This is a genomic window from Kosakonia sp. CCTCC M2018092 (assembly GCF_003864115.1).
GTDB classification, from domain to species: domain Bacteria; phylum Pseudomonadota; class Gammaproteobacteria; order Enterobacterales; family Enterobacteriaceae; genus Kosakonia; species Kosakonia cowanii.
The window spans coordinates 964,980-990,699 of sequence record NZ_CP034225.1; the positions used below are offsets into that span (position 1 = coordinate 964,980).

The following is a 25,720-nucleotide window of genomic DNA, read 5'->3' on the forward strand; positions in this document are numbered from 1 at the left end:
ACAAGGCTCTTAGCTGGAGAAAATGATGAACCGATTTATTATGGCCGACGCCGCAAAATGCATTGGCTGCCGCACTTGTGAGGTGGCCTGCGTGGTCTCCCATCAGGCGGATCGCGACTGCGCGGCGCTCACCCCGGAAACCTTCCTGCCGCGTATTCACGTGGTGAAAGGCGTCAATGTGTCGACGGCAACCATGTGTCGTCAGTGCGAAGACGCACCCTGTGCCAATGTCTGCCCGAACGGCGCCATCCGCCGCGATGAAGGTTTTGTGCATGTGATGCAGGAGCGCTGCATCGGCTGCAAAACCTGCGTGGTGGCCTGCCCCTATGGCGCGATGGAAGTGGTTGTGCGTCCGGTTATTCGCCACAGCGGCGCGGGCCTCACTGTGCGGGCGGAAAAGGCGGAAGCCAACAAGTGCGATCTCTGCCACCACAGCGAGAGCGGCCCGGCCTGCATCCAGGCCTGCCCGACCAAGGCGCTGGTCTGTATCGATCGTAATGTGCTGGAGCAGATGAGCGCGGATAAACGGCGTCGCGCCGCGCTCGACAGCTCCCTCTCCATTACCTTCTAACCCCTTTACTTTCACTTTTAACAGGTCTGTTACTGATGAAGAAGATCACAAGTGTTTGCCCATACTGCGGCGCGGGCTGCAAACTGAAACTGGTTGTTGATGACGGAAAAATCATCCGCGCGGAAGCCGCCGACGGCCATACCAACCAGAATGAACTCTGTCTGAAAGGCTACTACGGCTGGGATTTCCTTAACGACACCAAACTGCTCACCCCGCGCCTGACGCAACCGATGATCCGCTATCAGAAAGGGGGCAAGCTCACCCCGGTCAGCTGGGATGAGGCGATCCGCTACACCGCTAAGCGCCTTAGCGAAATCAAAGCCCAGTTCGGCCCCCGCGCCATTATGACCACCGGTTCATCACGCGGGACGGGGAACGAAACCAACTATGTGATGCAAAAATTCGCCCGCGGCGTGCTCAACACCAACAATGTCGACTGCTGCGCCCGCGTCTGCCACGGCCCCTCTGTTGCCGGGTTGCAGGAGACCCTCGGCAACGGCGCGATGAGTAACTCCATCAGTGATATTGAAAACTCCCGCTGCCTGCTGATTTTTGGCTACAACTGCGCCGATTCACACCCGATCGTGGCGCGAAGAGTGATTAAAGCGCGGCAAAATGGCGCAAAAATTATCGTCTGTGACCCGCGTCGGATCGAGACCGCGCGCATTGCCGACCAGCATCTGCAACTGAAAAACGGCTGCAATATGGCGCTGGTTAACGCCTTTGGCTATGTGCTGCTCGAGGAGGAGCTGTATGACAAAGATTATGTCGCCAGCTTTACCACCGGGCTGGATGCCTACCGTGAAACGGTAAAAGAGTACGCGCCGGAAGCGGTGGAACACCTTACCGGCGTGCCGGCAAAACAGGTACGCCAGGCGATGCGCACCTTTGCCGCCGCGCCCTCCGCCACCATTATGTGGGGCATGGGCGTGACGCAGTTTGGTCAGGCGGTCGATGTGGTGAAAGGGTTATCGAGCCTTGCGCTGCTCACCGGCAACCTCGGCCGCGAGCATGTCGGCGTCGGCCCGGTGCGCGGGCAAAACAATGTGCAGGGTGCCTGCGATATGGGCGTCATCCCCAACCAGTTCCCCGGTTATCAGGATGTGGTTGACCCACAGGTGCGGGCGAAATTCGCCGCTGCCTGGGGAATCGATCCGGCGGTGATGGATGACCAGGTGGGCGTGCGCATTACCGAAGTGCCGCACCTGGCGCTGGAGGGGAAAGTGAAAGCCTACTACATCATGGGCGAGGATCCGCTCCAGACCGAAGCGGACCTGGGCCTGGTGCGTAAAGGCTTTGAGGCCCTCGACTTTATCGTGGTGCAGGACATCTTTATGACCAAAACCGCCGAGCAGGCGGACGTGCTGCTGCCCTCCACCTCGTGGGGTGAACATGGCGGCGTCTTCACCTGTGCCGACCGCGGTTTCCAGCGTTTCGAAAAAGCGATTGAGCCGACCTATAACGTCAAACGTGACTGGGAAATTATCAGCCTGATCGCCACCGAGATGGGCTACCCGATGCACTACGACAACAATCAGCAGATCTGGGACGAGCTACGCGAACTCTGCCCGCTCTTTTACGGCGTCACCTACGAGAAGATGGGCGATATGGGCCATGTTCAGTGGCCCTGCCCGACGCTCGATCACCCCGGCACGCCTTACCTTTACCACGACAACAAGTTTGATACGCCGGATGGCAAGGGCCACCTTTTCGCCGCACCGTGGCGCGCGCCCGCCGAGCGCCCGGACAGCGAATTCCCGCTGGTGCTCTGTACCGTGCGCGAAGTGGGGCACTACTCCTGCCGTTCAATGACCGGCAACTGCGCGGCGCTGCAAACCCTCGCCGATGAGCCGGGCTTTGTGCAGATCAACCCGCTGGATGCCGATGCGCTGGGGATCCGCGACCATCAACTGGTGTGGGTAGAGTCGCGTCGCGGGAAGGTGATCACCCGCGCGGATGTCAGCGAACGCATCAACCAGGGCAGCGTCTATATGACTTACCAGTGGTGGATCGGTGCCTGTAACGAGCTGACGCAGGATAATCTCGACCCGATATCGAAAACGCCGGAGACCAAATATTGCGCGGTACGGGTGAGTGCGATCAACGATCAGCCTTGGGCCGAAGCGTACACTCAGCGCACCTATCAACAGATGAAGACGCGCCTGCGCGATGCGGCGCTGCAATGATGATATGAGCCAAAGCCCTGGGGTTTGCTTACGCGTTTATGGAAAAGTGCAGGGGGTGGGCTTCCGCCCCTTTGTCTGGCAGCTGGCGCAGCAACTGGCGCTGAATGGCGATGTCTGTAACGACGCGCAGGGGGTAGAGATACGCCTCGTTGGCGATGCGCAGGCTTTTCTCTCCCTGCTGCGCCAGCGCTGCCCGCCGCTGGCGCGTATCGATCGCGTTGAGCAGCACCCCTTTCACTGGCCTGTTTTACCGCAGGCCTTCACCATCCGCGACAGCGCGGGCGGGGCAATGGATACGCAGATTGTCCCCGATGCCGCAACCTGTCCTGATTGCCTGGCCGAGATGTTCAACCCCGCCGGGCGCCGTTACCGCTACCCCTTTATCAACTGCACCCACTGCGGGCCGCGCTTCACCATTATCAACGCTATGCCCTATGACCGACCGTTAACGGTGATGGCGGCGTTTCCCCTCTGCCCGGAGTGCGAAGCGGAGTATCGCAATCCGCTGGACAGGCGTTTTCACGCCCAGCCGGTGGCCTGCGCGGAATGTGGGCCGCAGCTGAGCTGGCATGATGCGAGCTACCGGGCAGCGGGCGAAGAGGCGTTGCAGATGGCGGTGGCGCTGATCAAAAGCGGCGGCGTGGTGGCGGTGAAAGGCATCGGCGGCTTCCATCTGGTCTGCGATGCGGGCAACGAAGCCGCCGTGCTCTATCTGCGCGCGCGAAAACAGCGTCCGACCAAACCGCTGGCGGTGATGCTGGCGTCAAGCGACGGGCTCTCCCCTGAAGCGCAGCGCCTGCTGGCTACGCCTGCGGCACCGATTGTGCTGGTGGAGAGCGCAAGCGTCAGCGGCCTGTGCGAGGCCATTGCGCCAGGGCTTGATGAGACTGGTGTGATGCTGCCTTCAAACCCGGTGCAGCATCTGCTGGCGCAGGCGTTGCAGCGCCCGCTGGTGATGACCTCCGGCAACCTCAGCGGCAAACCGCCCGCGCTCACCAACGCTGCCGCGCAGGCCGAGCTGGCGTCGATAGTCGACGGTTTCCTGCTGCATAATCGCGACATTGTGCAGCGCATGGATGACTCCGTAGTGCGGGCGAGCGGTGAGATGCTGCGGCGCGCCAGGGGCTATGTGCCCGATGCGCTGCCGCTGCCGCCGGGCTTTCACGATATTCCGCCGCTGCTCTGCCTCGGCGCGCAGATGAAAAATACCTTCTGCCTGCTGCGCGGCGAAAGCGCCGTGCCGGGGCAACATTTTGGCGATTTAACCGATGAGGGCGTCGAGGCGCAGTGGCAAAACGCCCTGCGCCTGATGCAGCAGATCTACGATTTCACGCCGCAGCAGGTGGTGGTGGACGCGCACCCGGCCTATCGCACTCGCGCATGGGCGGATCGCGCCGGGTTGCCGGTTCATACCGTGCTGCATCATCACGCCCACGCCGCCGCCTGTCTTGGCGAGCATGGCTGGCCGCTCGACGGCGGGGATGTGATTGCCATCACCCTGGATGGTATCGGTATGGGTGAGGGCGGTGCGCTGTGGGGCGGGGAGTGTTTGCGGGTCAACTACCGCGACTGCGAGCACCTCGGCGGCCTGCCGTCGGTGGCGCTGCCGGGGGGCGATCTCGCGGCGCGTCAGCCGTGGCGCAACTTGCTGGCGCAGATGCTGGCCTTTGTTGAAAGATGGCAGGATTACCCGGAAACGGCGCTTATCCAACAGCAGAACTGGCCAGTGCTGGAGCGAGCAATTGCGCGCGGCATCAACGCACCGCTGGCCTCATCCTGCGGGCGGCTTTTTGATGCGCTGGCCTGCGCGCTCGGCTGCGCGCCCGAGCAGCTTAGCTATGAAGGGGAGGCCGCCTGCCAGCTGGAAGCGCTGGCGGCAAAAGCGGAAAACGTTGAGCACCCGGTGAAGATGCCGCTTTGCGGGAACCGGCTCGATCTGGCGACCTTCTGGCAGACGTGGCTGGGCTGGCAGGCGGCACCGCCCGCACGGGTGTGGGCGTTTCACGATGCGCTGGCGTGCGGCTTTGCCCGGCTTGCGCGCGAGCAGGCCCGCAAATACGGCATTACAACGCTGGTGTTCAGCGGCGGCGTGCTGCATAACCGCCTGCTGAAAGCCCGCTTACAGCACTACCTGGCCGATTTTACGCTGCTTTTTCCCCACCAGCTTCCGGCCGGGGATGGCGGCATCGCCTTCGGGCAGGGGCTGGTGGCGGCCGCGCGGGCTATTGCCCCAGCGCCTTCAGCAGCGCAAAGGCCTCTTTCATACGATCTTCACTGACCACAAACGCGCGCAGCTTATCGGCGTCGTCGATCCCTTTCGCTACCATGCCTGCGGCATCGGTAGCGATGTGCCAGCGCAGGTCGGCGCGCGAGGTTTCACCTGCCAGATGCAGCGGCATCAGCGGCGTTTTCACCTTCACCAGCATCGGCGGCAGCGTCAGTTGCGACGGGCTGCCGGTCAGGTTTTTCGCCAGCGTCATGGCGCTGAGCTGGATCGGTTGCAGGAAGGGCAGCACCTGACCATTAATTTCGGCGCAGTCGCCCAGCGCGAAGATATGCGGATGGCTGGTTTGCAGGGTGGCGTCGACGACAATTCCGCGGCGGGTCTCCAGCCCGGCGGCCTGCGCCAGCGCGGTGTGAGGCAGCAGGCCGGTGGCGGCAACCACCACATCGGCATCGACAATGCGCTCATCATCCAGCCGCGCCCGCACGCCGCTCTCCTGAGCCTCAAGCCGCGCCAGTCTGGATGCGAGCAGCAGGCGCACCCCGCTTGCCGTCAGGCAGTGTTGCAGGCGAGCGCTCACCTCCGGCGGCATCAGCGCCGGGAGGATGCTGGCGGCGTTATCCAGCAGGGTGACGGTTTTGCCCGCGCGCTGAAAATCCATTGCTAACTCACAGCCAATCAGCCCGGCACCGACAATCAGCACCCGCTTCGCGGCGTGCAGTTGCTCTTCGCTGGCGTGGTACTCCTGCAAACTGTTGAGGGTCAGCATCAGTTCGCGCCCCGGCAACGGCGGCACAAAGGTTTTCGCCCCGGTTGCCAGCACTAACTTATCGTACGGCCAGCTTCTGTCGGCGCTTTTAACCACCTGCGCGTGGGGATCGATGGCGGTGACAAAGGTGTAGGGGAAAAGGCGCACGTTAAACTGCTCGGCGAAGTCGCCCGCCGTCTGGCGGATCAGATCTTCGGCGCGCTGCGCCTGGCTTATCACATGGCTTAGCTCCGGCTTGCTGTACTCTTCCATGCCGTCGGCGGCAATCAGCGTCAGCGGCACCTGGCTGTCCAGCTTGCGGATATTTTTCACCAGCGTGCGGGCGGCGAAGCCCGAGCCGATAATCACAATCCCGGCGCTCATTTTGCCTCCACTGCCAGTTCGTCAAACACCTCTTTGCCAAGGGAGCACTCCGGGCAGAGGAAGGAGTCCGGCACTTCAGACCACGGCGTACCCGGCGCGACATCCTGCATCGGCTCGCCTGTTTGCGGGTCATAAACCCACTGGCAGACGCTGCACTGCATACGCGGGCCGAGATCGGTGGCTGATTCTGCACAGCCACAGGCAGCTTCTTGCGCGGCGGGCTGGCTGAGCGGTTCCGGCAACGGAGCGAGCGCCCACTGGCGGGCGATATCGCGCCCGTGCTGGCGGCAGATCTCCAGCGCGTCGACATCCGGCCGCCATTTCGCTTTCAGGCTGAGGGACATCTCAAACCCGGCATCCTGCAAACGCGTCGAGAGGCGATCAACCGCACCGCCGCTCCAGCCGTGGGAGCCGAAGGCGCTGGCGCGCTTATTGCGAAAACGCAGGCCGGTGATCTCCTCCACCAGCCCGGCGATCTTCGGCATCATCACGTTGTTCATCGTCGATGTGCCGACCAGCACCCCTTTGGAGCGGAAAACATTGGTGAGCACATCGTTTTTATCGCTGCGCGCGACGTTAAAGATTTTCACCGCCACGCGCGGGTCGACTTCATTAATCCCCTGGGCGATGGCGTCGGCCATCATGCGGGTGTTGTTCGACATGGTGTCGTAGAAAATGGTGATGCGATCTTCCTGATAATCCGCCGCCCATTTCAGGTACAACTCAACAATCTGCGTCGGGTTATCGCGCCACACCACGCCGTGGGAGGTGGCAATCATCTCCACCGGCAGATTAAAGCCGAGGATTTCGGTAATTTTCGGCGTTACCAGTCGGCTAAAGGGGGTGAGGATATTGGCGTAGTAGCGCTGGCACTGCTCAAACAGTTCGGCCTGATCCACCTCATCATTGAACAGATGTTCGTCGCAGTAGTGCTGGCCGAAGGCGTCATTGCTGAACAGCACCGCATCGCCGGTCAGGTAGGTCATCATGCTGTCGGGCCAGTGCAGCATTGGCGTTTCGACAAAGATCAGCTGTTTGCCGTTGCCGATATCCAGCGTATCGCCGGTTTTCACCACATGGAAATTCCATTCAGGGTGGTGATGGTGGCCGTTAATCGAGTCGATAGCGTTATGGGTACAGTAGATTGGCGTATCGGGGATATGCGACATCAGCTCCGTCAGCGCGCCCGCGTGATCCTCTTCAGCGTGGTTAATGACGATGTAGTCGATCATCGCCAGATCGATTTCCCCGCGCAGGTTCTGCACGAACTCGCGGCTGAATTTGTGATCGACGGTGTCGATCAGCACGTTTTTGCCCTCGCGGATCAGGTAGCTGTTATAGCTGCTGCCCTTCAGGGTTTTGTATTCGGTGCCGTGAAAATCACGAACTTCCCAGTCGCGTTGTCCAACCCAGTGAATGTTGTTTTTTACATGAATCGCCATGATCGTAGTCCTGTGCAGTTTCTCAATGTGATACATGGCTATATCAAGAGGCGTGCCAGTTTTTTATCATTTTGATATTGTTATATTTTTTAAAATCCATTCAAAATCATAATGTCATTATGACTATGATAAATACAGTCAATGTGACACTATGCATTGTCAAAAAGACAGTGGGGTCAGAATGAGTTTTTCACTGAATGTGCTGGCGGGTATCGCCATTGAGCTGCAAAGCGGGATCGGCCACGCGGATCGTTTCCAGCGGCTGATTACCACCCTGCGCCAGGTGCTGGCGTGCGACGCCTCGGCGCTGCTGCGCTACGAGGCACGGCAGTTTATTCCGCTGGCGATCGACGGCCTGGCGCAGGATGTGCTCGGGCGGCGCTTTACCCTTGAAGGCCACCCGCGGCTGGAAGCGATTGCCCGCGCTGGCGATGTGGTGCGCTTTCCCGCCGACAGCGATCTGCCCGATCCCTACGATGGCCTGATCCCCGGCCAGGAGAAACTCAAGGTACACGCCTGCGTCGGCCTGCCGCTGTTTGCCGGGCAAAACCTGATTGGCGCGCTGACGCTTGATGGCATGTCGCCGGATCAGTTTGACGCTTTCAGCGACGAGGAGCTGCGGCTGGTTGCCGCGCTGGCGGCAGGCGCGCTCAATAACGCATTGCTGATTGAGGAGCTGGAGCGGCAGAACATGCTGCCCGGTGCGCCTGCGGCATTTGAGCAGGTCGCGCGCAGCGAGATGATTGGCCTGTCGCCAGGGATGGTGCAGCTGAAAAAAGAGATCGCCATCGTAGCACCTTCGGATCTCAACGTGCTGATTGGCGGCGAAACCGGCACCGGTAAAGAGCTGGTGGCGAAAGCCATCCATGAAGCCTCGCCGCGCGCCGACAAGCCGCTGGTGTATCTCAACTGTGCCGCGCTGCCGGAGAGCGTTGCCGAGAGCGAACTCTTCGGTCATGTGAAAGGGGCCTTTACCGGAGCCATCAGCAACCGCAGCGGCAAGTTCGAAATGGCCGATAACGGCACGCTGTTTCTTGATGAGATTGGCGAACTTTCGCTGTCGCTACAGGCGAAGTTGCTGCGCGTGTTGCAGTATGGCGATATTCAGCGCGTCGGCGATGACCGCAGCCAGCGTGTTGATGTGCGGGTGCTGGCTGCTACCAACCGCGATCTGCGTGAAGAGGTGGTGGCCGGACGGTTTCGTGCCGACCTCTATCATCGCCTGAGCGTCTTTCCGTTACAGGTGCCGCCGCTGCGCGAGCGGGGCGAGGATGTAGTGCTGCTGGCGGGCTATTTTTGCGAGCAGTGCCGCCTGCGTTTTGGTCTCGGGCGCGTGGCGCTAAGCCCCGCTGCGCGCGGGCATTTGCAACGTTACGGCTGGCCGGGAAACGTGCGCGAGCTGGAGCATGCTATCCACCGGGCGGTGGTGCTGGCGCGCGGCACCCAGCATGCCGGGGATATCGTGCTGGAAGCGCATCACTTTGCCCTGAGCGATGAGCCTGCACCCCCGGCAAAGCCGGTAAGCTTGCCGTTAAGCGGGCAAAACCTGCGCGAAGCGACGGAGGCGTTCCAGCGCACACTTATCTCCCGCGCCCTTGAGGAGAGTGGCGGCAAGTGGGCCGCCTGCGCCAGAGCGCTGGAGATGGACGTCGCCAACCTGCACCGGCTGGCGAAGCGTCTTGGGCTGAAGGCCTAGAGAATACCGGCCTGGTAAAAGTCCTGCAGGTTGATGGCACCGACCAGTTCACCTGCATCATCCACCACCGGTGCGGCGGCGATTTTGCGCTGCATCAGGCGCTCCTTGGCATCCACCGCGCGGCTGCTGGCTTCAAGGGTAATGCCGCCCGGCGTCATCGCCTCGCTGACCGCTGCGGTTAAGGCACCGCCCGCCACCAGCCAGCGGCGCAGGTCGCCATCGGTAAACACCCCGTGCACGTGGCGCTCGCCGTCGCAGACCGCCACCAGGCCCAGGCCGGTGCGGCTCAGCTCCAGCATCGCGTCCATCACGCTGCTGGTCAGCGTTACCTGCGGCACCTGGTCCGCTTTGCGCATCAGATGATGCACTTTGTTCAGCAGACGTGCGCCCAGCGCACCCGCCGGATGCGAGCGGGCAAAATCCTCTTCGTCAAAGCCGCGCGCCTGCATCACCGCAATCGCCAGCGCATCGCCCATCATCAGCGTGTTGACGGTGCTGGAGGTGGGGGCGAGGTGCATCGGGCAGGCTTCGCGCTCAACGGCGATATCCAGCACCGCGTGGGCGGCAAGCGCCAGCGGCGAACGTGGTTTCCCGGTCATCGCCAGCAGCGTGACGGCTTTCTCGTCGAGACGCGGCAGGATCAGATCCAGCTCTTTTGCCGAGCCGGAGTAGGAGATAAACAGCATCACGTCGCGGCTCTCGATCATGCCGAGATCGCCGTGTAGCGCCTCTGCCGGGTGAACAAAAAAAGCCGGTGTGCCGGTGCTGGCGAAGGTGGCAGCAATCTTCTTGCCGATATGCCCGGACTTACCGATCCCGGAGACAATCACTTTGCCTTTGCAGTTCAGCACCGTTTCAGCGGCGCGGACGAAATCGTCGCCGAGGCGCTCCGGCAGGCGGCTTGCTTCCTGAAGCTCCAGCAGCAGCGCCTGGCGGGCGGCGTTAATAAAAGAGTCACGCATTTTCTTCTCCGGCAATAATCACATCGATTCCTTTCTCTTCCAGCGCGGCGCGAACGTCCGGCGGGATCCCGGCGTCGGTAATCAGCTTATCGACACTCTCAAGGCTACAGACAATATTGGGGCTTTTACGGCCAAACTTGGAGGAGTCCGCCATCAGGATCACCTCGCGGGCGGCGTTGCACATCGCTTTGCTGACGGTGAAAACCTCATTAAAGGTGGTCACCCCGGCGTTGAGATCGATGCCGTCGGTGCCCATAAACAGCTTGTCGAAGCTGAACTGTTCAAAGGCGTTCTCCGCCAGCTGGCCGTGGAAGGAGGCGGATTTTTTGCGGAAGGTGCCGCCGGGCATCAGGATGGTCTGTTCGTTATCCAGCTCTGAAAGGGCGTTGACGATATGCAGGCTGTTGGTCATCACGGTGATGTTATTGAAGTGGCTGAGCAGCGGCACCATTTGCAGCACCGTGCTGCCCGCGTCGAGGATAATCGAGTCGCCGTCGTGGATGTAGCCAACGGCTGCTTCGGCAATCAGACCCTTTTGCACGGTGTTGATCAACGTTTTGTGATCGATGGGCGGATCGGCCTCGTCTTTATTAAGCACCACCCCGCCGTAGGTGCGGATCACCGCCCCGGACTGCTCCAGCGCGACCAGATCTTTGCGGATGGTCGTCCCGGTGGTATCAAAGTGGTGTGCCAGCTCTTCAACAGAACACTTTCCCTGCTTCTGAAGATGCTCAAGAATTGCCGCCTGACGCTGACGTGGTTTCATAGGCGAAGATATCCTGCGTTACGTTGCGAAATGATAATTTCGCAAGCTATTAGCGTTCACAACGAAATTATCCATGTTTCATTTTAAGCGCCAATGATAGAGCATTCTGACAGCCAGGATCATGGGGAAAGATCACATCGGGCTCTAATTCCTCTCTTTTTACGCCGATTAAGCGCTCGATTTTGCTCGGGCGGGCAAAAACCGTGAGCCCGCGCATCAGCAGCGTGTCGCTGACGCGATCGTGTTGATCGAAGGCCACCGCCAGCACCACGCGCGGTTTGAAGCGCCCGCCCGAGCGCCCAACGCCAACGCGCCCGCGCTGGCAGAGCGCGTCAAAGGCTTTGTTAAACTGGCGGATTTGCCAGCCGCCAAGCGCCAGCTGGCTGAGCCAGGCGATAACGGCGAGAGTGATAAGGGATGAAACCATCGGTGTCTCCTTTATAAATCGCTGAACCCTTAGGCCTGATAAGCGCAGCGCCATCAGGCATTGGTGCGGCGGTTTGCCGGATGGCGGCTGACGCCTTATCCGGCCTACGAAAGCTCAGGCCCACATAAACCGCTGAACCCGTAGGCCTGATAAGCGCAGCGCCATCAGGCATTTGTGCGGCGGTTTGCCGGATGGCGGCTGGCGCCTTATCCGGCCTACGAAACCCAGGCCTGCATAAATCGCTGAACCTGTAGGCCTGATAAGCGCAGCGCCATCAGGCATTGGTGCGGCGATTTGCCGGATGGCGGCTAACGCCTTATCCGGCCTACAAAAAACAGTCCTGCATAAACCGCTGAACCCGTAGGCCTGATAAGCGCAGCGCCATCAGGCATTGGTGCGGCGGTTTGCCGGATGGCGGCTGACGCCTTATCCGGCCTACAAAAACCAGGCCTGCATAAATCGCTGAACCCGTAGGCCTGATAAGCGCAGCGCCATCAGGCATTGGTGCGGCGGTTTGCCGGATGGCGGCTGGCGCCTTATCCGGCCTACAAAACTCAGGCCTGCATAACTCGCTGAACCCGTAGGCCTGATAAGCGCAGCGCCATCAGGCATTGGTGCGGCGGTTTGCCGGATGGCGGCTGACGCCTTATCCGGCCTACAAAAACCAGGCCTGCATAAACCGCTGAACTTGTAGGCCTGATAAGCGCATCGCCATCAGGCATTTGTGCGGCGATTTGCCGGATGGCGGCTGGCGCCTTATCCGGCCTACAAAACTCAGGCCTGCATAACTCGCTGAACCCGTAGGCCTGATAAGCGCAGCGCCATCAGGCATTGGTGCGGCGGTTTGCCGGATGGCGGCTGACGCCTTATCCGGCCTACGAAACCACAGCGCCATCAGGCGTTGGGCGGAATCAGAACATCACCTGACCGCCGGTAACGTTGATTGACTGGCCGGTACAGTAGGAGGCTTTCGGGCTGGCGTAGAACATCAGCACGTTCAGCACATCCTGATAATCGCAGCCGCGCTTCAGCGGCACTTTATCAACGTAATGTTGCTCCACTTCCTCTGCCGGAATGCCAAGCTTGCTGGCGTATTGCGGGATCAGCGACTGGAACATCGGTGATTTCAGCAGGTTGCCGAGCATCAATGAGTGCACGGTAATGCCATACTCCGCCAGATCCAGCGCCAGGGATTGCGTCAGCCCTACGCCGCCGAACTTCGCCGCGCTGTAGCCGGAGTTGTGCTTGCTGCCCACTTTGCCCGACTTGGAGTTGATCTGGATAATGCGCCCCTGAATGCCATCGCGGATCATCAATTTGGCAAACTCGCGGGCACAAAGGAAATAGCCCACCAGGTTGACTTGCAATGAGCGGTCAAAATCCCCCAGCGCAAAGTCGCTGATAAACGCCGCTTTGGCGATCCCGGCGCTATAGACCAGCAGATCGGCGCGGCCAAAAATCTCATCAACGCCGCGCGCCAGCGCCAGCACGCTCTGCTCGCTGGTGGCGTCGGCACCAAAGCCATAGGCCATCCCTTCGCCATACTCGCTGTTAATTTCATGTGCGACCGTCGCCGCTTTATCACTCTGAATATCGACAACCGCCACGCGGTAGCCTTCTGCGGCAAGCCCACGGCTGAGGAACGCCCCAAGGGTCTGTCCTCCACCAATGACAACGGCAACCTGTTTCATACTCTTCTCCTTAGACCTTAAGCGACAAATTTTAAAATGCAGCCCGGCGCGACAGCGTCCGGTACCGGACCGGCGACGTGCACCGTGCCCGGAAACTCCGCCTGCGTCTGTCCATCGAAACGCAGGGTGATATGACCCAGCTCACGCAAATTCTGCTCGGCGACCTCGCCGACGGCGGTGACGGGGTAGTGCTTTTCACCGAGCGTAAACTGTGCGCCCGGCAGCAGTGCGCCGCAGAGCGGGCCGTGGTTATGGATAAAACAGAACTCGGCGACATCGGCAGGTGCGCCCTCGCGGAAGGTGATCAGCATGTTGTCGCTGAGCGCCTCCGGTGCGCTTTCGCCAATTGCGGTTATGGTGGTTTGATAGATAACGGTCATGCATCACCCCTTATTGATAGATAAAACCGGAGACAAACCAGGCGATCAGCACCGTTGGCGCACCGGTTAAAAAGCGGCTCACCAGCACGGAAGGGACGCCGACGCGTACCGTCTCCTGGCGGGCTTCTGCCAGCGACAGGCCAACGGGAATAAAGTCGCAGGCGGCCTGGGCGTTAATGGCGAACAGTGCCGGCAGCGCAAGGTGCGGAGGGATGTGCCCCTGGCCTATCTGCACGCCAATCAGCACGCCGATAACCTGAGCGATAACCGCGCCCGGACCAAGAAAGGGCGAGAGCAGCGGGAAGGAGCAAATCAGCGCCAGCGTCACCAGCCCGAGCGGATGGCTGGCCAGCGGCGCAAGGCCGTGAGCGATCCAGTCGCCCAGCCCGGAAGCCATGATGATGCCGATCAGCGCCGAGACGAAGGCCATAAACGGCAGGATGGTTTTCAGCACCGTATCAATGGTGTCGCGACCGGCCTGGAACAGCACCGCCACCGCCGAACCCATACCCATGCCGACTTTCGCCAGCAGGCCGTCGCTCTGTTCGGTGATCTTTTTCGTGGTGTCGTAATCCCGCGGCTGGGGCGCTCTGGCAGCCGGAGCGTCACCTTGCAGCCGGATGTTCTCCTCTTTCACGCCAGAGACATAGATATCCTCGAGGATATATTGCGCCAGCGGCCCCGACTTGCCCGTCGCATGAATATTGACGGTCGGAATGCGGCGTTTGGGGTAGATGCCGCAGCGCAGGGTGCCGCCGCAGTCAATCACCGCTACACCGATCTCCTCCTCAGGCGGTTCGCCCTCTTTAAAGCCGTCCACCGCCTGCCAGCCGGTCAGCTGTGCCAGTTTGTCGACGATTGCCGGGCGCGTGCCCGCGGTGATATAGACGATCTTCTTCTCGCTGCTGGCATCGATCTCCAGCGGGCCGCCCCAGCCGCCGGCACCTTTTTCAATAATGATTCGACTCATGATTTCGCTCCGGCGAGGTGAACCTCTTGTGCAAGCTGAATGCCCATTTTTCGCTCAAAAATGCGGGTAGTGAGATCGGTGACCCAGCCACGGAAGAAGTTGGTCACCAGGCCTACCAGCAGGTAGCTCACCGCCAGCGGACCGAGAGGTAAACCGAGCGTGGTGAGGCCGCTGGCGATACCGAGGTAGACAAACAGCTCGCCGGGGTTGATATGCGGGAAGAGGCCGTTCATTGAGTGGCAGCTGTAGGAAGCGGCGGCGTAGTAGCTCGGTTTGTATCGCTCCGGCATAAAGCGCCCGAGGCTTAACGTCATCGGGTTACAGAACACAAATGTGCCGATGCAGGGCAGCAGTAAGTAGCGGGCGAGCGGATTGCCCGCGCAGCGCTGGGCAAGTTTTTCAATGCGGTGTTGGCCAATAAAATTAATCAGCGCGTTCATGATTACCAGCAGGCTTATCAGCAGCGGCAAAATACCGGTCACCATGCCGGTAAAGACCTCACCGCCTTTCTGAAACAGCCCGATGAACCATTCGGCACCATGCGTGATGGTTTCCATTGTTCTCTCCTGTAGGGGGTTTTTGTTATGTCACCGGGCGCTATCATAATCATGATGAAAGGTCTTAATGTGTTATTTAGATCTCACTATGAAAGAAAAAATGATCATTTTGAAAGTTTTTGCGAGGTGCTTCGGTTTTAAATGAATGAAAAGGGGAGGGGATACAGAGGAAATGCGATCCTCTACGCAGGTGATGCCGCGCTTCCTTGTCGGCGGGGAAATGCTTTACCATACTTGCCCCCTGGCTGAATTCGTTTAAGTGGATATCCCATGTTGAAGCGTTGTTACGCGGCGTTATTGCCCGCGTTTGTTGTGCTCTGTGCCTGTAGCAGTAAACCCCCGCTCGCTGAAGCTCCCCAGACCGTGTCGCCCGCGCCATCCGGCGGCTTTCTGCTTAAACCGCAGCATGAGGTGGTGATGAGCGGCGGCGACTTTGCCAATAACCCGGCGGCAGAGCGCTTTATTGATGCGATGGTGAGCAAGCATGGATTCGATCGTCAGCAACTGCATGAGATCCTCTCGCAGGCGAAACGTCTTGATTACGTGTTGCGCCTGATGGACAAACAGGCACCGACGACCGCGGGCCCAACCGGGCCGAACGGGGCGTGGCTGCGCTACCGCAAGCAGTTCATCACGCCAGATAACGTGCAAAACGGTGTCGCCTTCTGGAACCAGTATCAGGATGCCCTCGACCGCGCCTGGCGTGTCTATGGTGTGCCGCCGGAAATTATCGTCGGCATTATTGGCGTGGAAACGCGCTGGGGCCGCGTGATGGGCAAAACCCGCATTCTCGACGGGCTGGCGACGCTGGCCTTCGACTACCCGCGGCGCGCAGACTATTTCGCCAGTGAGCTGGAGACCTTCCTGCTGATGGCGCGCGATGAGAGCGACGATCCGCTGGAGCTGAAAGGCTCTTTCGCCGGTGCGATGGGTTACGGTCAGTTTATGCCGTCCTCCTATAAGCAGTATGCGGTGGACTTCAACGGCGACGGCCATATCAACCTGTGGGATCCGGTGGATGCGATTGGCAGTGTGGCTAACTACTTCAAACAGCATGGCTGGGTGAAGGGCGATCAGGTTGCGGTGCCGGCTAACGGCCAGGCACCGGGGCTGGAGAATGGCTTCAAAACCAACTACAGCCTCGGACAGCTGGCGGCGGCGGGTCTGACACCGCAGCAGCCGCTGGGCGATCATCAGCAGGCGAGCCTGCTGCGCCTCGATGTCGGCACCGGGTATGAGTACTGGTACGGTTTGCCGAACTTCTACACCATCACCCGCTACAACCACAGCACCCACTACGCGATGGCGGTCTGGCAGCTCGGCCAGGCAGTGGCGCTGGCGCGTATCCAGTAATATTGCTTTCCCCTCCTGCGGGAGGGGATTGAAACATTTCGACGCACTCCCGTTACGCTCCGCGATTTACATCATTATCACTACAGCTTATTGTTACGTTATAACATATGAGGTGTGTGAATGATTCCCGTAACCCTTTTCTCCCTTTCCGCTGCGAGCCGCCTGCTGCTGGCGGCAGGGCTGTTGCTGCTGCTTTGGTTACTGACTGAGTGGGCGGTTGCGCTGCCATGATTGAACTGGACCATCTGGTGGCGGGCTATGACCGCCTGGCGATCACCCCGGCGCTGTGCGGCACGCTGGCGCGCGGCAGCATGACGGCGATTGTTGGTGCCAACGGCTGCGGCAAATCGACACTACTGAAAACGCTGGCGGGATTTTTACCCCCGGTCAGCGGCGTACTGCGCTGGCAAGGCGCGCGGCCAACCATCGGCTGGCTGGCGCAGCGCCACGCGCTGGAGGCGCAATTTCCCTTGACGGTGCAGGAGGTGGTGAGCATGGGCTGCTGGCCGCGCATCTCGCTGTTTGCTGGCCTGAACCGCGATGCGCGCAAACGCGTGGCGCAGGGGCTGGAGCGTGTCGGGCTTGCGGAGATGGCTGGCGAGACCATCGACACCCTCTCTGGCGGGCAGTTTCAGCGCATGCTGTTTGCCCGCATCTGGGTGCAGAACGCGCCGCTGGTGATGCTCGACGAACCCTTTACCGGCATCGATGAAGCGACGTCGCAACTGCTGATGGAGCAGATGGTGGATATGCACCGCGCCGGGCAGACGCTGCTGGCGGTGCTGCACGACAGCGCGCGGGTTACGCGTTACTTTCCGCAGACGCTGCGGCTGGATGAGAAGCGCGCGCAGTGGGGGGCGACGCTGAGCCTTAAGGAGAACTGCGCATGATCTGGCATCTCTTTTTCCAGCCCTTTATCGAATACGGGTTTATGCGCCGTGCGCTGGTGGTCTGCCTCGCGCTCTCTGTCAGCACCACGGCGCTGGGGATCTTTCTGCTGCTGCGGCGCATGAGTCTGATGGGCGATGCGTTATCTCACGCCATCCTGCCTGGCGTCGCGGTCGGCTACCTGCTGAGCGGTATGTCGCTGCTGGCGATGAGTATCGGCGGGTTTATTGCCGGAATTGCCGTGGCGCTGGTTGCGGGGTGGGTGAGCCGCCGGACGCCGCTGAAAGAGGATGCCAGCTTTGCCGGTTTCTACCTTGGCTCGCTGGCGCTCGGTGTGACGCTGGTGTCGCTGCGCGGATCGAATGTCGATCTGCTGCACCTGCTGTTCGGCTCAATCCTTGCGGTGGATCGCGACGCGGCGCTGTTTGTCGCAGGGGTTTCCAGCCTGACGCTGATTACCCTTGCCGTCTGTTATCGCGGATTAGTGAGTGAGGCGTTCGACAGCGCCTTTTTACAGGTCAACGCACCGCGCTTGCCGGGCGTGCTGCACGGGCTGTTTCTGGCGCTGCTGGTGCTTAACCTGGTGGCCGGTTTTCAGGTGCTCGGCACGCTGATGGCGGTGGGGGTGATGATGCTGCCCGCCGTCGCGGCGCGCTGCTGGGCACGAACCTTACCGCGCCTGTTACTGCTGGCTGCGGCGTTGGCGCACTCTGCGCCTGGCTCGGCTTAAGCCTGTCGTGGCTGGCGGGTTTGCCTGCCGGCCCGGCGATCGTGCTGACTGCCAGCCTTATCTTCTTTTTATCCATCTTATTCGGCACGCGCAGCGGGCTGGCAAACAGCCTGCGCGCGCTTTTTACATAAAGGGGAAAATAATGAAACGTACAGGAGTGATTCTGGCGCTGGCGCTCGGTCTGATGGCGCAGAGCGCGGTCGCAAAAACCATCAACGTGGTGACCAGCTTTTCGATATTGGGCGATATCACCCGCCAGGTGGGCGGAGATCATGTAAAGGTGACCTCGCTGGTGGGGCCGGATGGCGATCCGCACACCTTTGAGCCTTCGGCAAAAGATAGCGCACTGCTTAATAATGCGGATGTGGTGGTGGTCAACGGGCTTGGGCTGGAGGGTTGGCTCGACAGGTTAGTAAAGGCCTCCGGTTTTAAAGGCCAACTGGTGATCGCCTCTGACGGTGTGCAAACCCATACGCTGGAGGAGGATGGCGCGACGGTTACCGATCCTCACGCGTGGAACAGCGCCGCGAATGGCGCCCTCTATGCACAAAATATTCTCAAGGCGCTGGTGAAAGCCGACCCGGCGGATGAAGCGGCGCTCAACGCCTCTGGCCAGCGTTACATTGAGCAGTTGAAAGAGATGGATAGCTGGGCGAAAGAGCGCTTCAGCGCCATTCCGCAGGCGAAACGCAAAGTGCTCACCAGCCATGACGCCTTCGGCTACTTTGCCCGCGCTTATGGCGTTGAGTTTATGGCACCGCAGGGGCTTTCATCGGAAAGCGAGGCCAATGCATCGCAGGTGGCGGCGCTTATCAAACAGATTAAAGCCGATGGCGTGAAGGTGTGGTTTATGGAGAACCAGCTCGACCCGCGTCTGGTAAAACAGATCGCGAATGCTACCGGCGCGCAGCCGGGCGGCGAGCTCTACCCGGAAGCGCTGAGCGCGAAAGGGGGCGTGGCGGATACCTATCAGAAAGCCTTTCGCCACAACGTAGAAACCATCGCCAATAGCATGAAGTAAATTCTGCACGGATAGCCTGTAAACTACCCGGTGACGCGACGGCTCACCGGGCTTCTCCTCACCACGTCCCCGCTATATCACACTGCTTTTTTCGGAAGTCGCCTCGTAAAATTGCCATCCCATCCCCATATTTGACGGGAAAGTGCTATCTTTCACGCCACGGTTTAATGGAGGCATGGGAGCCATCATGACGGACAGTGAATTAATGCAGCTCAGCGAGCGCATCGGGCTTGCGCTAAAGGCGCGCGGCGCGACGCTGACCACCGCTGAATCCTGCACCGGCGGTTGGGTTGCGAAAGTAATTACCGATATTGCAGGCAGCTCCGCCTGGTTTGAACGCGGGTTTGTGACCTACAGTAATGAAGCGAAAGCGCAAATGATCGGCGTGAAAAGCGAGACGCTGGATGCGCACGGCGCTGTCAGCGAGCCGGTGGTAGTCGAGATGGCGATTGGTGCCCTGAAAGCCGCACGCGCCGACTATGCGATTTCGATTAGCGGCATCGCCGGGCCGGATGGCGGCAGCGAAAGCAAGCCTGTCGGCACCGTCTGGTTTGGGCTTGCCTGCGTTAACGGAGAAGGGATTACGCGGCGCGAATGCTTCCAGGGAGACCGTGAATCGGTGCGTCGTCAGGCGACCACCTATGCACTTACGACCCTCTGGCAACATTTTCTACAAAAGGCTTGATACTGTATGACTATACAGTATAATTGCCGCAACAAATCAGTTATTCACCACGGGGCGTAACGCGCTTCACTCTGCATGACAGGAGTAATAATGGCTATCGACGAAAACAAACAAAAGGCGCTTGCAGCTGCACTGGGTCAGATCGAAAAGCAATTCGGTAAAGGCTCCATCATGCGTCTGGGTGAAGACCGCTCCATGGATGTAGAGACTATCTCTACCGGCTCACTCTCCCTCGACATCGCGCTGGGCGCGGGCGGTCTGCCAATGGGCCGTATCGTCGAAATTTACGGGCCTGAGTCGTCCGGTAAAACCACGCTCACTTTGCAGGTTATCGCTGCCGCGCAGCGCGAAGGTAAAACCTGTGCGTTTATCGATGCGGAGCACGCGCTGGATCCGGTGTATGCCCGCAAGCTCGGCGTTGATATCGATAACCTGCTCTGCTCCCAGCCGGATACCGGCGAGCAGGCGCTGGAAATCTGTGACGCGCTGGCGCGCTCCGGTGCGGTTGACGTGCTGGTGGTCGACTCCGTTGCGGCACTGACGCCGAAAGCGGAAATCGAAGGCGAAATCGGTGACTCTCACATGGGCCTCGCGGCACGTATGATGAGCCAGGCGATGCGTAAGCTGGCCGGTAACCTGAAGCAGTCCAACACGCTGCTTATCTTCATCAACCAGATCCGTATGAAGATCGGTGTGATGTTCGGTAACCCGGAAACCACCACCGGCGGTAACGCGCTGAAGTTCTACGCTTCCGTTCGTCTCGACATCCGCCGTATCGGCGCGGTGAAAGAGGGCGATGTGGTTGTCGGCAGCGAAACCCGCGTGAAGGTTGTGAAAAACAAAATCGCGGCACCGTTTAAACAGGCTGAGTTCCAGATCCTCTACGGCGAAGGCATTAACTTCTATGGCGAGCTGGTCGACCTGGGCGTGAAAGAGAAGCTGATTGAAAAAGCGGGCGCCTGGTACAGCTACAACGGCGACAAGATTGGTCAGGGTAAAGCGAACGCGACCTCCTGGCTGAAAGAGAACCCGGCTGCTGCGAAAGAGATCGAGAAGAAGCTGCGCGAAATTCTGCTCAGCAATCAGACTGCGACGCCAGAGTTCACCGTTGACGACAAAGACGCGGGCGTTGAAGAAACTAACGAAGATTTCTGATAACGTTATCCGTAATCAAGGGCTGCTGATGCAGCCCTTTTTGTTTTTATGGTGACAGGATTTTATGATGTCCGATAACTCCTCTTCTGATAACACCTCCCGCCGCAGCGCTATGGCGCGCTTACGCGATCGCGCTATGCGCATTCTGGCGATGCGCGACCACAGCGAACTTGAGTTTCGCCGCAAGCTCGCCGCACCCATCATGACGAAGAAGGGCCCCGAAGCGGTCGACGCGACGCCGGAAGAGATCGATCAGGTTGTGGCGTGGTGCATAGAGCACAGCTTTCTCGACGACAGCCGTTTTGTCCGCCAGTTTATCGCTAGCCGCGCGCGCAAAGGGTATGGCCCGGTGCGTATTCGCCAGGAGCTGAACCAGAAAGGCATCGCCCGGGAGACCAGCGAAAGCGCCATGCGCGAATGCGAGGTTGACTGGGTAAGCAGCGCCCGCGATCAGGCGCAGCGCAAATATGGCGAGCCGTTGCCCACTGAATTTGCTGCAAAAGTGAAAGTGCAACGCTTTCTGCTCTATCGCGGCTTTATGCAAGAAGATATTCAGGAAATATGGCGAAATTTTGCCGACTGAGCGCATACGGGATTTTACTTCCCACTAAAGAAAACTTATCTTATTCCCACTTTTTCCAGTAGCGGATGCGTCTGCCATGCGATGGCGATGGTCCGCTGCCACATTTCGTTAGCTTGATTTCAGGATAATTATGAGCAAGAGCACCGCTGAGATCCGTCAGGCGTTTCTCGATTTTTTCCATAGCAAGGGACACCAGGTAGTTGCCAGCAGCTCCCTGGTACCGAATAACGACCCGACTCTGCTGTTTACCAACGCCGGGATGAACCAGTTCAAGGACGTTTTCCTTGGGCTCGACAAACGTAATTATTCCCGCGCAACCACGTCGCAGCGCTGCGTGCGTGCAGGTGGTAAACACAACGACCTGGAAAACGTCGGCTACACCGCACGTCATCACACCTTCTTTGAAATGCTGGGCAACTTCAGCTTCGGCGACTACTTCAAACATGATGCTATTCAATACGCGTGGGAACTGCTGACCAGCGAAAACTGGTTCAACCTGCCGAAAGAGCGTCTGTGGGTGACGGTGTACGAAACCGACGATGAAGCGTACGAAATTTGGGAAAAAGAGGTCGGTATCCCGCGCGAACGTATTATTCGTATCGGTGATAACAAAGGCGCAGCGTATGCGTCTGACAACTTCTGGCAGATGGGCGACACCGGTCCGTGTGGCCCCTGCACCGAGATCTTCTACGATCACGGCGACCACATCTGGGGGGGCCCGCCGGGCAGCCCGGAAGAGGATGGCGATCGCTATATCGAGATCTGGAACATCGTCTTTATGCAGTTCAACCGCCAGGCCGATGGCACCATGGAGCCGCTGCCGAAGCCGTCCGTAGACACCGGTATGGGCCTGGAGCGTATTACAGCCGTGCTGCAGCACGTGAACTCCAACTATGAAATCGATCTGTTCGCGAAGCTGATCCAGCAGGTTGCGAAAGTGACCGGCGCAACGGATCTGAGCAACAAATCTCTGCGCGTTATCGCTGACCATATCCGCTCTTGCGCCTTCCTGATTGCAGACGGTGTGATCCCATCGAATGAGAACCGCGGCTACGTGCTGCGTCGCATCATTCGCCGCGCGATTCGTCACGGCAACATGCTCGGCGCGAAGGATACCTTCTTCTATAAACTGGTTGGCCCGCTGATTGAAGTGATGGGTTCCGCCGGGGAAGAGCTGCAGCGCCAGCAGGCGCAGGTTGAGCAGGTTCTGAAAACCGAAGAAGAGCAGTTTGCACGTACGCTGGAGCGCGGTCTGGCGCTGCTGGATGAAGAGCTCTCCAAACTGCAGGGCGACACGCTGGATGGCGAAACCGCCTTCCGCCTGTACGACACCTACGGTTTCCCGGTCGATCTGACCGCGGACGTCTGCCGCGAGCGCAATCTGAAAGTCGATGAAGCGGGCTTCGAAGCGGCAATGGAAGAGCAGCGCCGTCGCGCACGCGAGTCCAGCGGCTTTGGCGCAGACTACAACGCGATGATCCGCGTTGATAGCGCAACAGAATTTAAAGGTTACGACCAGCTTGAGCTGAACGGTAAAGTGACCGCACTGTTTGTCGATGGCAAACCGGTTGAGTCGATTGCTGCCGGCCAGGAAGCGGTTGTCGTGCTTGACGAAACCCCGTTCTATGCGGAATCAGGCGGCCAGGTTGGCGATAAGGGCGAACTGAAAGGCAACGGCTTTACGTTCACCGTCCAGGATACGCAGAAGTATGGCCAGGCGATTGGTCATGTCGGCAAGCTGAACAGCGGCTCGCTGAAAGTGGGCGACGGCGTGAAAGCGGAAGTTGATGAAGCGCGTCGCGCCCGTATTCGCCTGAACCACTCTGCCACCCACCTGATGCACGCCGCGCTGCGTAGCGTACTTGGTACGCATGTGGCGCAGAAAGGGTCGCTGGTGAATGACAAAGCGCTGCGTTTTGACTTCTCCCATTTCGAAGCCATGAAGCCGGCGGAAATCCGCGCGGTGGAAGATATGGTGAATGCGCAAATTCGCCGCAACCTGCCGATCGAAACCAACATCATGGATCTCGAAGCGGCAAAAGCGAACGGCGCAATGGCGTTGTTTGGCGAGAAGTATGAAGATCGCGTCCGCGTGCTGCAGATGGGGGATTTCTCCACCGAGCTTTGCGGCGGTACGCACGCTTCGCGCACCGGTGATATTGGTCTGTTCCGCATTGTGTCTGAATCCGGCACCGCGGCGGGCGTGCGTCGTATCGAAGCCGTTACCGGCGAAGCGGCGGTTGCCAGCCTGCATGCGCAGAACGATCAGCTACAGGATATTGCTCAGTTGCTGAAAGGCGACAGCCAGAATCTCGGCGACAAAGTGCGTTCAGTGATTGAACGTACGCGTCAGCTGGAAAAAGAGTTGCAGCAGCTTAAAGCACAGGCGGCAGCGCAAGAGAGCGCAAACCTCTCCGGTAACGCAATGGAGATCAACGGCGTTAAGCTGCTGGTGAGCGAGCTGGAAGGTGTCGAGCCGAAGATGCTGCGTACCATGGTGGACGACCTGAAGAACCAACTCGGCGCTTCGGTTATCGTTCTTGCCACTGTTGTTGAAGGTAAAGTTTCTCTCATCGCGGGCGTCTCTAAGGATGTGACTGACCGCGTCAAAGCAGGGGAACTGGTAGGAATGGTCGCCCAACAGGTTGGGGGCAAAGGCGGTGGACGTCCGGACATGGCGCAAGCCGGTGGTACCGATGCGGCCGCGCTGCCTGCTGCTCTCGCCAGTGTTAAAGATTGGGTAAGCGCTAAACTGTCATAATTACAAAGCGAACGCACAAGCCATAACCTCGAGGTTATGGCTTTGTTGCCACTACGCTATTGATAACGAGAAAGTCAGGTTGAAGTTGTGTATATCGGCTAAACTTACGTCTACAGAATGTAATGCCATGGCTGCTTGCATGTTATGAGTTTGTCATCGCTTATGTTTTGGCGTTGTATGACGGATAATGCCGGGATACAGAGAGACCCGACTCTTTTAATCTTTCAAGGAGCAAAGAATGCTGATTCTGACTCGTCGAGTTGGTGAAACCCTCATGATTGGGGATGAGGTCACTGTGACTGTATTAGGGGTTAAGGGTAACCAGGTGCGCATTGGCGTAAACGCCCCCAAAGAAGTATCGGTCCATCGTGAAGAGATCTACCAGCGTATCCAGGCTGAAAAATCCCAGCAGTCCAATTTCTGATGCCATTATGCGTCTCGCGGTTGTTCGGCGAGACGCAACCCTCCCGTCGATTCTCCCGCTTCTCTGTCTCATTTTTATTGCAGATTTCCTGCATCTGATACTTTCTCGCGCCATTTTTGTTTATCACACATCTGTAATGTCATGCCTGCGGGGCAGTGAATTTTTGCTGATAAAACATCCTTTTTGCCCTTTTTAGCGTCTAATTGCCTGCGAAGTGTGCAAACGATTCAGGGCTGGGAAAAATTGTTTGACTTATAAGTCCCAGAAAGTAATATGTGCGCCACGCAGCGACGATGAGCTCTTAACGAACTCTTCGAAGCACTCGTAAGAGGCGTGTGGTGAGGTGGCCGAGAGGCTGAAGGCGCTCCCCTGCTAAGGGAGTATGCGGTCAAAAGCTGCATCCGGGGTTCGAATCCCCGCCTCACCGCCATTTTGCATCCGTAGCTCAGCTGGATAGAGTACTCGGCTACGAACCGAGCGGTCGGAGGTTCGAATCCTCCCGGATGCACCATCTTGCTCAGTGTGGCGAGGTAATGCGACACTGAATCAGCGTTGTAAAGCAAGTTTTCCCGATGCATCCGTAGCTCAGCTGGATAGAGTACTCGGCTACGAACCGAGCGGTCGGAGGTTCGAATCCTCCCGGATGCACCATCTTGCTCAGTGTGATTGTGATAAACACGACACTGAATCTGCGTTGTAAATAAAGTTTTCCCGATGCATCCGTAGCTCAGCTGGATAGAGTACTCGGCTACGAACCGAGCGGTCGGAGGTTCGAATCCTCCCGGATGCACCATATTGCTCAGTGTGGCGAGGTAATGCGACACTGAATCAGCGTTGTAAAGCAAGTTTTCCCGATGCATCCGTAGCTCAGCTGGATAGAGTACTCGGCTACGAACCGAGCGGTCGGAGGTTCGAATCCTCCCGGATGCACCATCTTGCTCAGTGTGAATGCGACACTGAATCTGCGTTGTAAATAAAGTTTTCCCGATGCATCCGTAGCTCAGCTGGATAGAGTACTCGGCTACGAACCGAGCGGTCGGAGGTTCGAATCCTCCCGGATGCACCATATTCTGCGCAATACCAGTAAGTCTGTTTTCTCAGGGGTAGCGGGTCTAA

The 25,720-nt window shown here is 59.0% G+C and carries 21 protein-coding genes, 6 tRNA genes and 1 pseudogene; 19 read left to right on the top strand and 9 right to left on the bottom strand.

Annotated features, from left to right (window positions below; genetic code table 11):
• The first annotated feature begins 25 nt into the window (after nt 1-25).
• The 3 genes from hydN to hypF are packed head-to-tail and all read left to right on the top strand — an operon-like array spanning nt 26 to nt 5,035.
• A complete protein-coding gene (hydN, locus tag EH164_RS04505; RefSeq protein WP_124971258.1) occupies nt 26-571 on the top strand; it encodes an electron transport protein HydN in 546 nt (181 codons plus the stop codon).
• Between the two features lie 35 nt (nt 572-606).
• Nucleotides 607-2,757 (top strand): formate dehydrogenase subunit alpha, encoded by a 2,151-nt coding sequence (gene fdhF, locus EH164_RS04510; RefSeq protein ID WP_124967444.1) that lies wholly within the window; start codon nt 607-609, stop codon nt 2,755-2,757.
• Nucleotides 2,758-2,761: 4 nt separating this feature from the next.
• Nucleotides 2,762-5,035, top strand: a complete 2,274-nt coding sequence (gene hypF, locus EH164_RS04515) for a carbamoyltransferase HypF (RefSeq protein WP_124967445.1) — start codon at nt 2,762-2,764, stop codon at nt 5,033-5,035.
• Here the strand turns inward: hypF and norW are convergent.
• Together norW and norV are read right to left on the bottom strand one after the other, a co-directional pair.
• Complete coding sequence (gene norW / locus EH164_RS04520) at nt 4,980-6,113, bottom strand: NADH:flavorubredoxin reductase NorW (RefSeq protein WP_124967446.1); 1,134 nt, start codon at nt 6,111-6,113, stop codon at nt 4,980-4,982. The genes hypF and norW overlap by 56 nt on opposite strands.
• On the bottom strand, nt 6,110-7,555 hold the full coding sequence (gene norV, locus EH164_RS04525; RefSeq protein WP_124967447.1) for an anaerobic nitric oxide reductase flavorubredoxin: 1,446 nt from the start codon (nt 7,553-7,555) through the stop codon (nt 6,110-6,112). Before norV ends, norW begins: the two co-directional genes overlap by 4 nt.
• Before the next feature lie 181 nt (nt 7,556-7,736).
• Here norV and norR point away from each other — a divergent pair, with 181 nt between their 5' ends.
• Nucleotides 7,737-9,251 carry a nitric oxide reductase transcriptional regulator NorR gene (gene norR, locus EH164_RS04530; RefSeq protein WP_124967448.1) on the top strand — a complete coding sequence of 505 codons (1,515 nt, stop codon included), beginning with the start codon at nt 7,737-7,739 and terminating at the stop codon, nt 9,249-9,251.
• Here norR and gutQ read toward each other — a convergent pair.
• From gutQ to EH164_RS04565, 7 genes are all read right to left on the bottom strand, one after another.
• Entirely contained in the window at nt 9,248-10,213 is a 966-nt protein-coding gene (gene gutQ / locus EH164_RS04535; protein ID WP_124967449.1) for an arabinose-5-phosphate isomerase GutQ, read from the bottom strand. The genes norR and gutQ overlap by 4 nt on opposite strands.
• The gene (locus EH164_RS04540; RefSeq protein ID WP_042714694.1) at nt 10,206-10,979 is read right to left on the bottom strand and encodes a DNA-binding transcriptional repressor; all 774 of its coding nucleotides are present in this window, start codon (nt 10,977-10,979) and stop codon (nt 10,206-10,208) included. Before EH164_RS04540 ends, gutQ begins: the two co-directional genes overlap by 8 nt.
• 67 nt (nt 10,980-11,046) lie before the next feature.
• The gene (gene gutM / locus EH164_RS04545; protein WP_023480516.1) at nt 11,047-11,406 is read right to left on the bottom strand and encodes a transcriptional regulator GutM; all 360 of its coding nucleotides are present in this window, start codon (nt 11,404-11,406) and stop codon (nt 11,047-11,049) included.
• A gap of 911 nt (nt 11,407-12,317) precedes the next feature.
• Nucleotides 12,318-13,097, bottom strand: coding sequence for a sorbitol-6-phosphate dehydrogenase (srlD, locus tag EH164_RS04550; RefSeq protein ID WP_124967450.1), 780 nt, complete (start codon nt 13,095-13,097; stop codon nt 12,318-12,320).
• 17 nt (nt 13,098-13,114) lie between these two features.
• Complete coding sequence (gene srlB, locus EH164_RS04555) at nt 13,115-13,477, bottom strand: PTS glucitol/sorbitol transporter subunit IIA (RefSeq protein ID WP_042714690.1); 363 nt, start codon at nt 13,475-13,477, stop codon at nt 13,115-13,117.
• Nucleotides 13,478-13,487: 10 nt separating this feature from the next.
• Nucleotides 13,488-14,447, bottom strand: a complete 960-nt coding sequence (locus tag EH164_RS04560; protein WP_124967451.1) for a PTS glucitol/sorbitol transporter subunit IIB — start codon at nt 14,445-14,447, stop codon at nt 13,488-13,490.
• Nucleotides 14,444-15,004, bottom strand: a complete 561-nt coding sequence (locus EH164_RS04565) for a PTS glucitol/sorbitol transporter subunit IIC (protein WP_042714687.1) — start codon at nt 15,002-15,004, stop codon at nt 14,444-14,446. The genes EH164_RS04560 and EH164_RS04565 overlap by 4 nt, the downstream gene beginning before the upstream one ends.
• Before the next feature lie 270 nt (nt 15,005-15,274).
• Here EH164_RS04565 and mltB point away from each other — a divergent pair, with 270 nt between their 5' ends.
• The 15 genes and pseudogenes from mltB (at nt 15,275) to EH164_RS04640 (ending at nt 25,670) form a co-directional block, all read left to right on the top strand.
• Nucleotides 15,275-16,357 carry a lytic murein transglycosylase B gene (gene mltB, locus EH164_RS04570; RefSeq protein ID WP_042714684.1) on the top strand — a complete coding sequence of 361 codons (1,083 nt, stop codon included), beginning with the start codon at nt 15,275-15,277 and terminating at the stop codon, nt 16,355-16,357.
• A 227-nt stretch (nt 16,358-16,584) separates the two neighbouring features.
• On the top strand, nt 16,585-17,247 hold the full coding sequence (locus EH164_RS04575; protein ID WP_124967452.1) for a metal ABC transporter ATP-binding protein: 663 nt from the start codon (nt 16,585-16,587) through the stop codon (nt 17,245-17,247).
• Nucleotides 17,244-18,106 (top strand): annotated as a pseudogene (locus tag EH164_RS04580) (metal ABC transporter permease). The gene EH164_RS04575 and the pseudogene EH164_RS04580 overlap by 4 nt, the downstream one beginning before the upstream one ends.
• 11 nt (nt 18,107-18,117) lie before the next feature.
• Entirely contained in the window at nt 18,118-18,996 is an 879-nt protein-coding gene (locus EH164_RS04585; protein WP_124967453.1) for a metal ABC transporter substrate-binding protein, read from the top strand.
• A gap of 187 nt (nt 18,997-19,183) precedes the next feature.
• Complete coding sequence (gene pncC, locus EH164_RS04590) at nt 19,184-19,681, top strand: nicotinamide-nucleotide amidase (protein ID WP_124967454.1); 498 nt, start codon at nt 19,184-19,186, stop codon at nt 19,679-19,681.
• Nucleotides 19,682-19,771: 90 nt separating this feature from the next.
• The gene (gene recA / locus EH164_RS04595) at nt 19,772-20,836 is read left to right on the top strand and encodes a recombinase RecA (protein WP_023480527.1); all 1,065 of its coding nucleotides are present in this window, start codon (nt 19,772-19,774) and stop codon (nt 20,834-20,836) included.
• Between the two features lie 67 nt (nt 20,837-20,903).
• Nucleotides 20,904-21,419, top strand: a complete 516-nt coding sequence (recX, locus tag EH164_RS04600) for a recombination regulator RecX (protein WP_124971261.1) — start codon at nt 20,904-20,906, stop codon at nt 21,417-21,419.
• A gap of 130 nt (nt 21,420-21,549) precedes the next feature.
• The gene (alaS, locus tag EH164_RS04605; protein ID WP_124967455.1) at nt 21,550-24,180 is read left to right on the top strand and encodes an alanine--tRNA ligase; all 2,631 of its coding nucleotides are present in this window, start codon (nt 21,550-21,552) and stop codon (nt 24,178-24,180) included.
• A 238-nt stretch (nt 24,181-24,418) separates the two neighbouring features.
• Nucleotides 24,419-24,604 (top strand): carbon storage regulator CsrA, encoded by a 186-nt coding sequence (csrA, locus tag EH164_RS04610; protein ID WP_023480680.1) that lies wholly within the window; start codon nt 24,419-24,421, stop codon nt 24,602-24,604.
• Between the two features lie 337 nt (nt 24,605-24,941).
• Nucleotides 24,942-25,034: transfer RNA gene (locus EH164_RS04615), tRNA-Ser, on the top strand.
• 4 nt (nt 25,035-25,038) lie between these two features.
• Nucleotides 25,039-25,115, top strand: a tRNA-Arg gene (locus tag EH164_RS04620).
• A 63-nt stretch (nt 25,116-25,178) separates the two neighbouring features.
• A tRNA-Arg gene (locus EH164_RS04625) sits at nt 25,179-25,255 on the top strand.
• Between the two features lie 65 nt (nt 25,256-25,320).
• Nucleotides 25,321-25,397: transfer RNA gene (locus tag EH164_RS04630), tRNA-Arg, on the top strand.
• A gap of 63 nt (nt 25,398-25,460) precedes the next feature.
• Nucleotides 25,461-25,537, top strand: a tRNA-Arg gene (locus EH164_RS04635).
• Between the two features lie 56 nt (nt 25,538-25,593).
• Nucleotides 25,594-25,670, top strand: a tRNA-Arg gene (locus EH164_RS04640).
• Nucleotides 25,671-25,720: the final 50 nt, after the last annotated feature.

Bases quoted from the DNA above. Each gene is read 5' to 3' on its own strand.
- EH164_RS04585 (WP_124967453.1), top strand. From the start codon at position 18,118: ATGAAACGTACAGGAGTGATTCTGGCGCTGGCGCTCGGTCTGATGGCG.
- srlD (WP_124967450.1), bottom strand. From the start codon at position 13,097: ATGAAACAGGTTGCCGTTGTCATTGGTGGAGGACAGACCCTTGGGGCG.
- norW (WP_124967446.1), bottom strand. From the start codon at position 6,113: ATGAGCGCCGGGATTGTGATTATCGGCTCGGGCTTCGCCGCCCGCACG.
- gutQ (WP_124967449.1), bottom strand. From the start codon at position 10,213: ATGCGTGACTCTTTTATTAACGCCGCCCGCCAGGCGCTGCTGCTGGAG.
- EH164_RS04540 (WP_042714694.1), bottom strand. From the start codon at position 10,979: ATGAAACCACGTCAGCGTCAGGCGGCAATTCTTGAGCATCTTCAGAAG.
- recA (WP_023480527.1), top strand. From the start codon at position 19,772: ATGGCTATCGACGAAAACAAACAAAAGGCGCTTGCAGCTGCACTGGGT.
- EH164_RS04560 (WP_124967451.1), bottom strand. From the start codon at position 14,447: ATGAGTCGAATCATTATTGAAAAAGGTGCCGGCGGCTGGGGCGGCCCG.
- pncC (WP_124967454.1), top strand. From the start codon at position 19,184: ATGACGGACAGTGAATTAATGCAGCTCAGCGAGCGCATCGGGCTTGCG.
- norV (WP_124967447.1), bottom strand. From the start codon at position 7,555: ATGGCGATTCATGTAAAAAACAACATTCACTGGGTTGGACAACGCGAC.
- csrA (WP_023480680.1), top strand. From the start codon at position 24,419: ATGCTGATTCTGACTCGTCGAGTTGGTGAAACCCTCATGATTGGGGAT.
- gutM (WP_023480516.1), bottom strand. From the start codon at position 11,406: ATGGTTTCATCCCTTATCACTCTCGCCGTTATCGCCTGGCTCAGCCAG.
- EH164_RS04565 (WP_042714687.1), bottom strand. From the start codon at position 15,004: ATGGAAACCATCACGCATGGTGCCGAATGGTTCATCGGGCTGTTTCAG.
- norR (WP_124967448.1), top strand. From the start codon at position 7,737: ATGAGTTTTTCACTGAATGTGCTGGCGGGTATCGCCATTGAGCTGCAA.
- fdhF (WP_124967444.1), top strand. From the start codon at position 607: ATGAAGAAGATCACAAGTGTTTGCCCATACTGCGGCGCGGGCTGCAAA.
- srlB (WP_042714690.1), bottom strand. From the start codon at position 13,477: ATGACCGTTATCTATCAAACCACCATAACCGCAATTGGCGAAAGCGCA.
- alaS (WP_124967455.1), top strand. From the start codon at position 21,550: ATGAGCAAGAGCACCGCTGAGATCCGTCAGGCGTTTCTCGATTTTTTC.
- EH164_RS04575 (WP_124967452.1), top strand. From the start codon at position 16,585: ATGATTGAACTGGACCATCTGGTGGCGGGCTATGACCGCCTGGCGATC.
- hydN (WP_124971258.1), top strand. From the start codon at position 26: ATGAACCGATTTATTATGGCCGACGCCGCAAAATGCATTGGCTGCCGC.
- recX (WP_124971261.1), top strand. From the start codon at position 20,904: ATGTCCGATAACTCCTCTTCTGATAACACCTCCCGCCGCAGCGCTATG.
- hypF (WP_124967445.1), top strand. From the start codon at position 2,762: ATGAGCCAAAGCCCTGGGGTTTGCTTACGCGTTTATGGAAAAGTGCAG.
- mltB (WP_042714684.1), top strand. From the start codon at position 15,275: ATGTTGAAGCGTTGTTACGCGGCGTTATTGCCCGCGTTTGTTGTGCTC.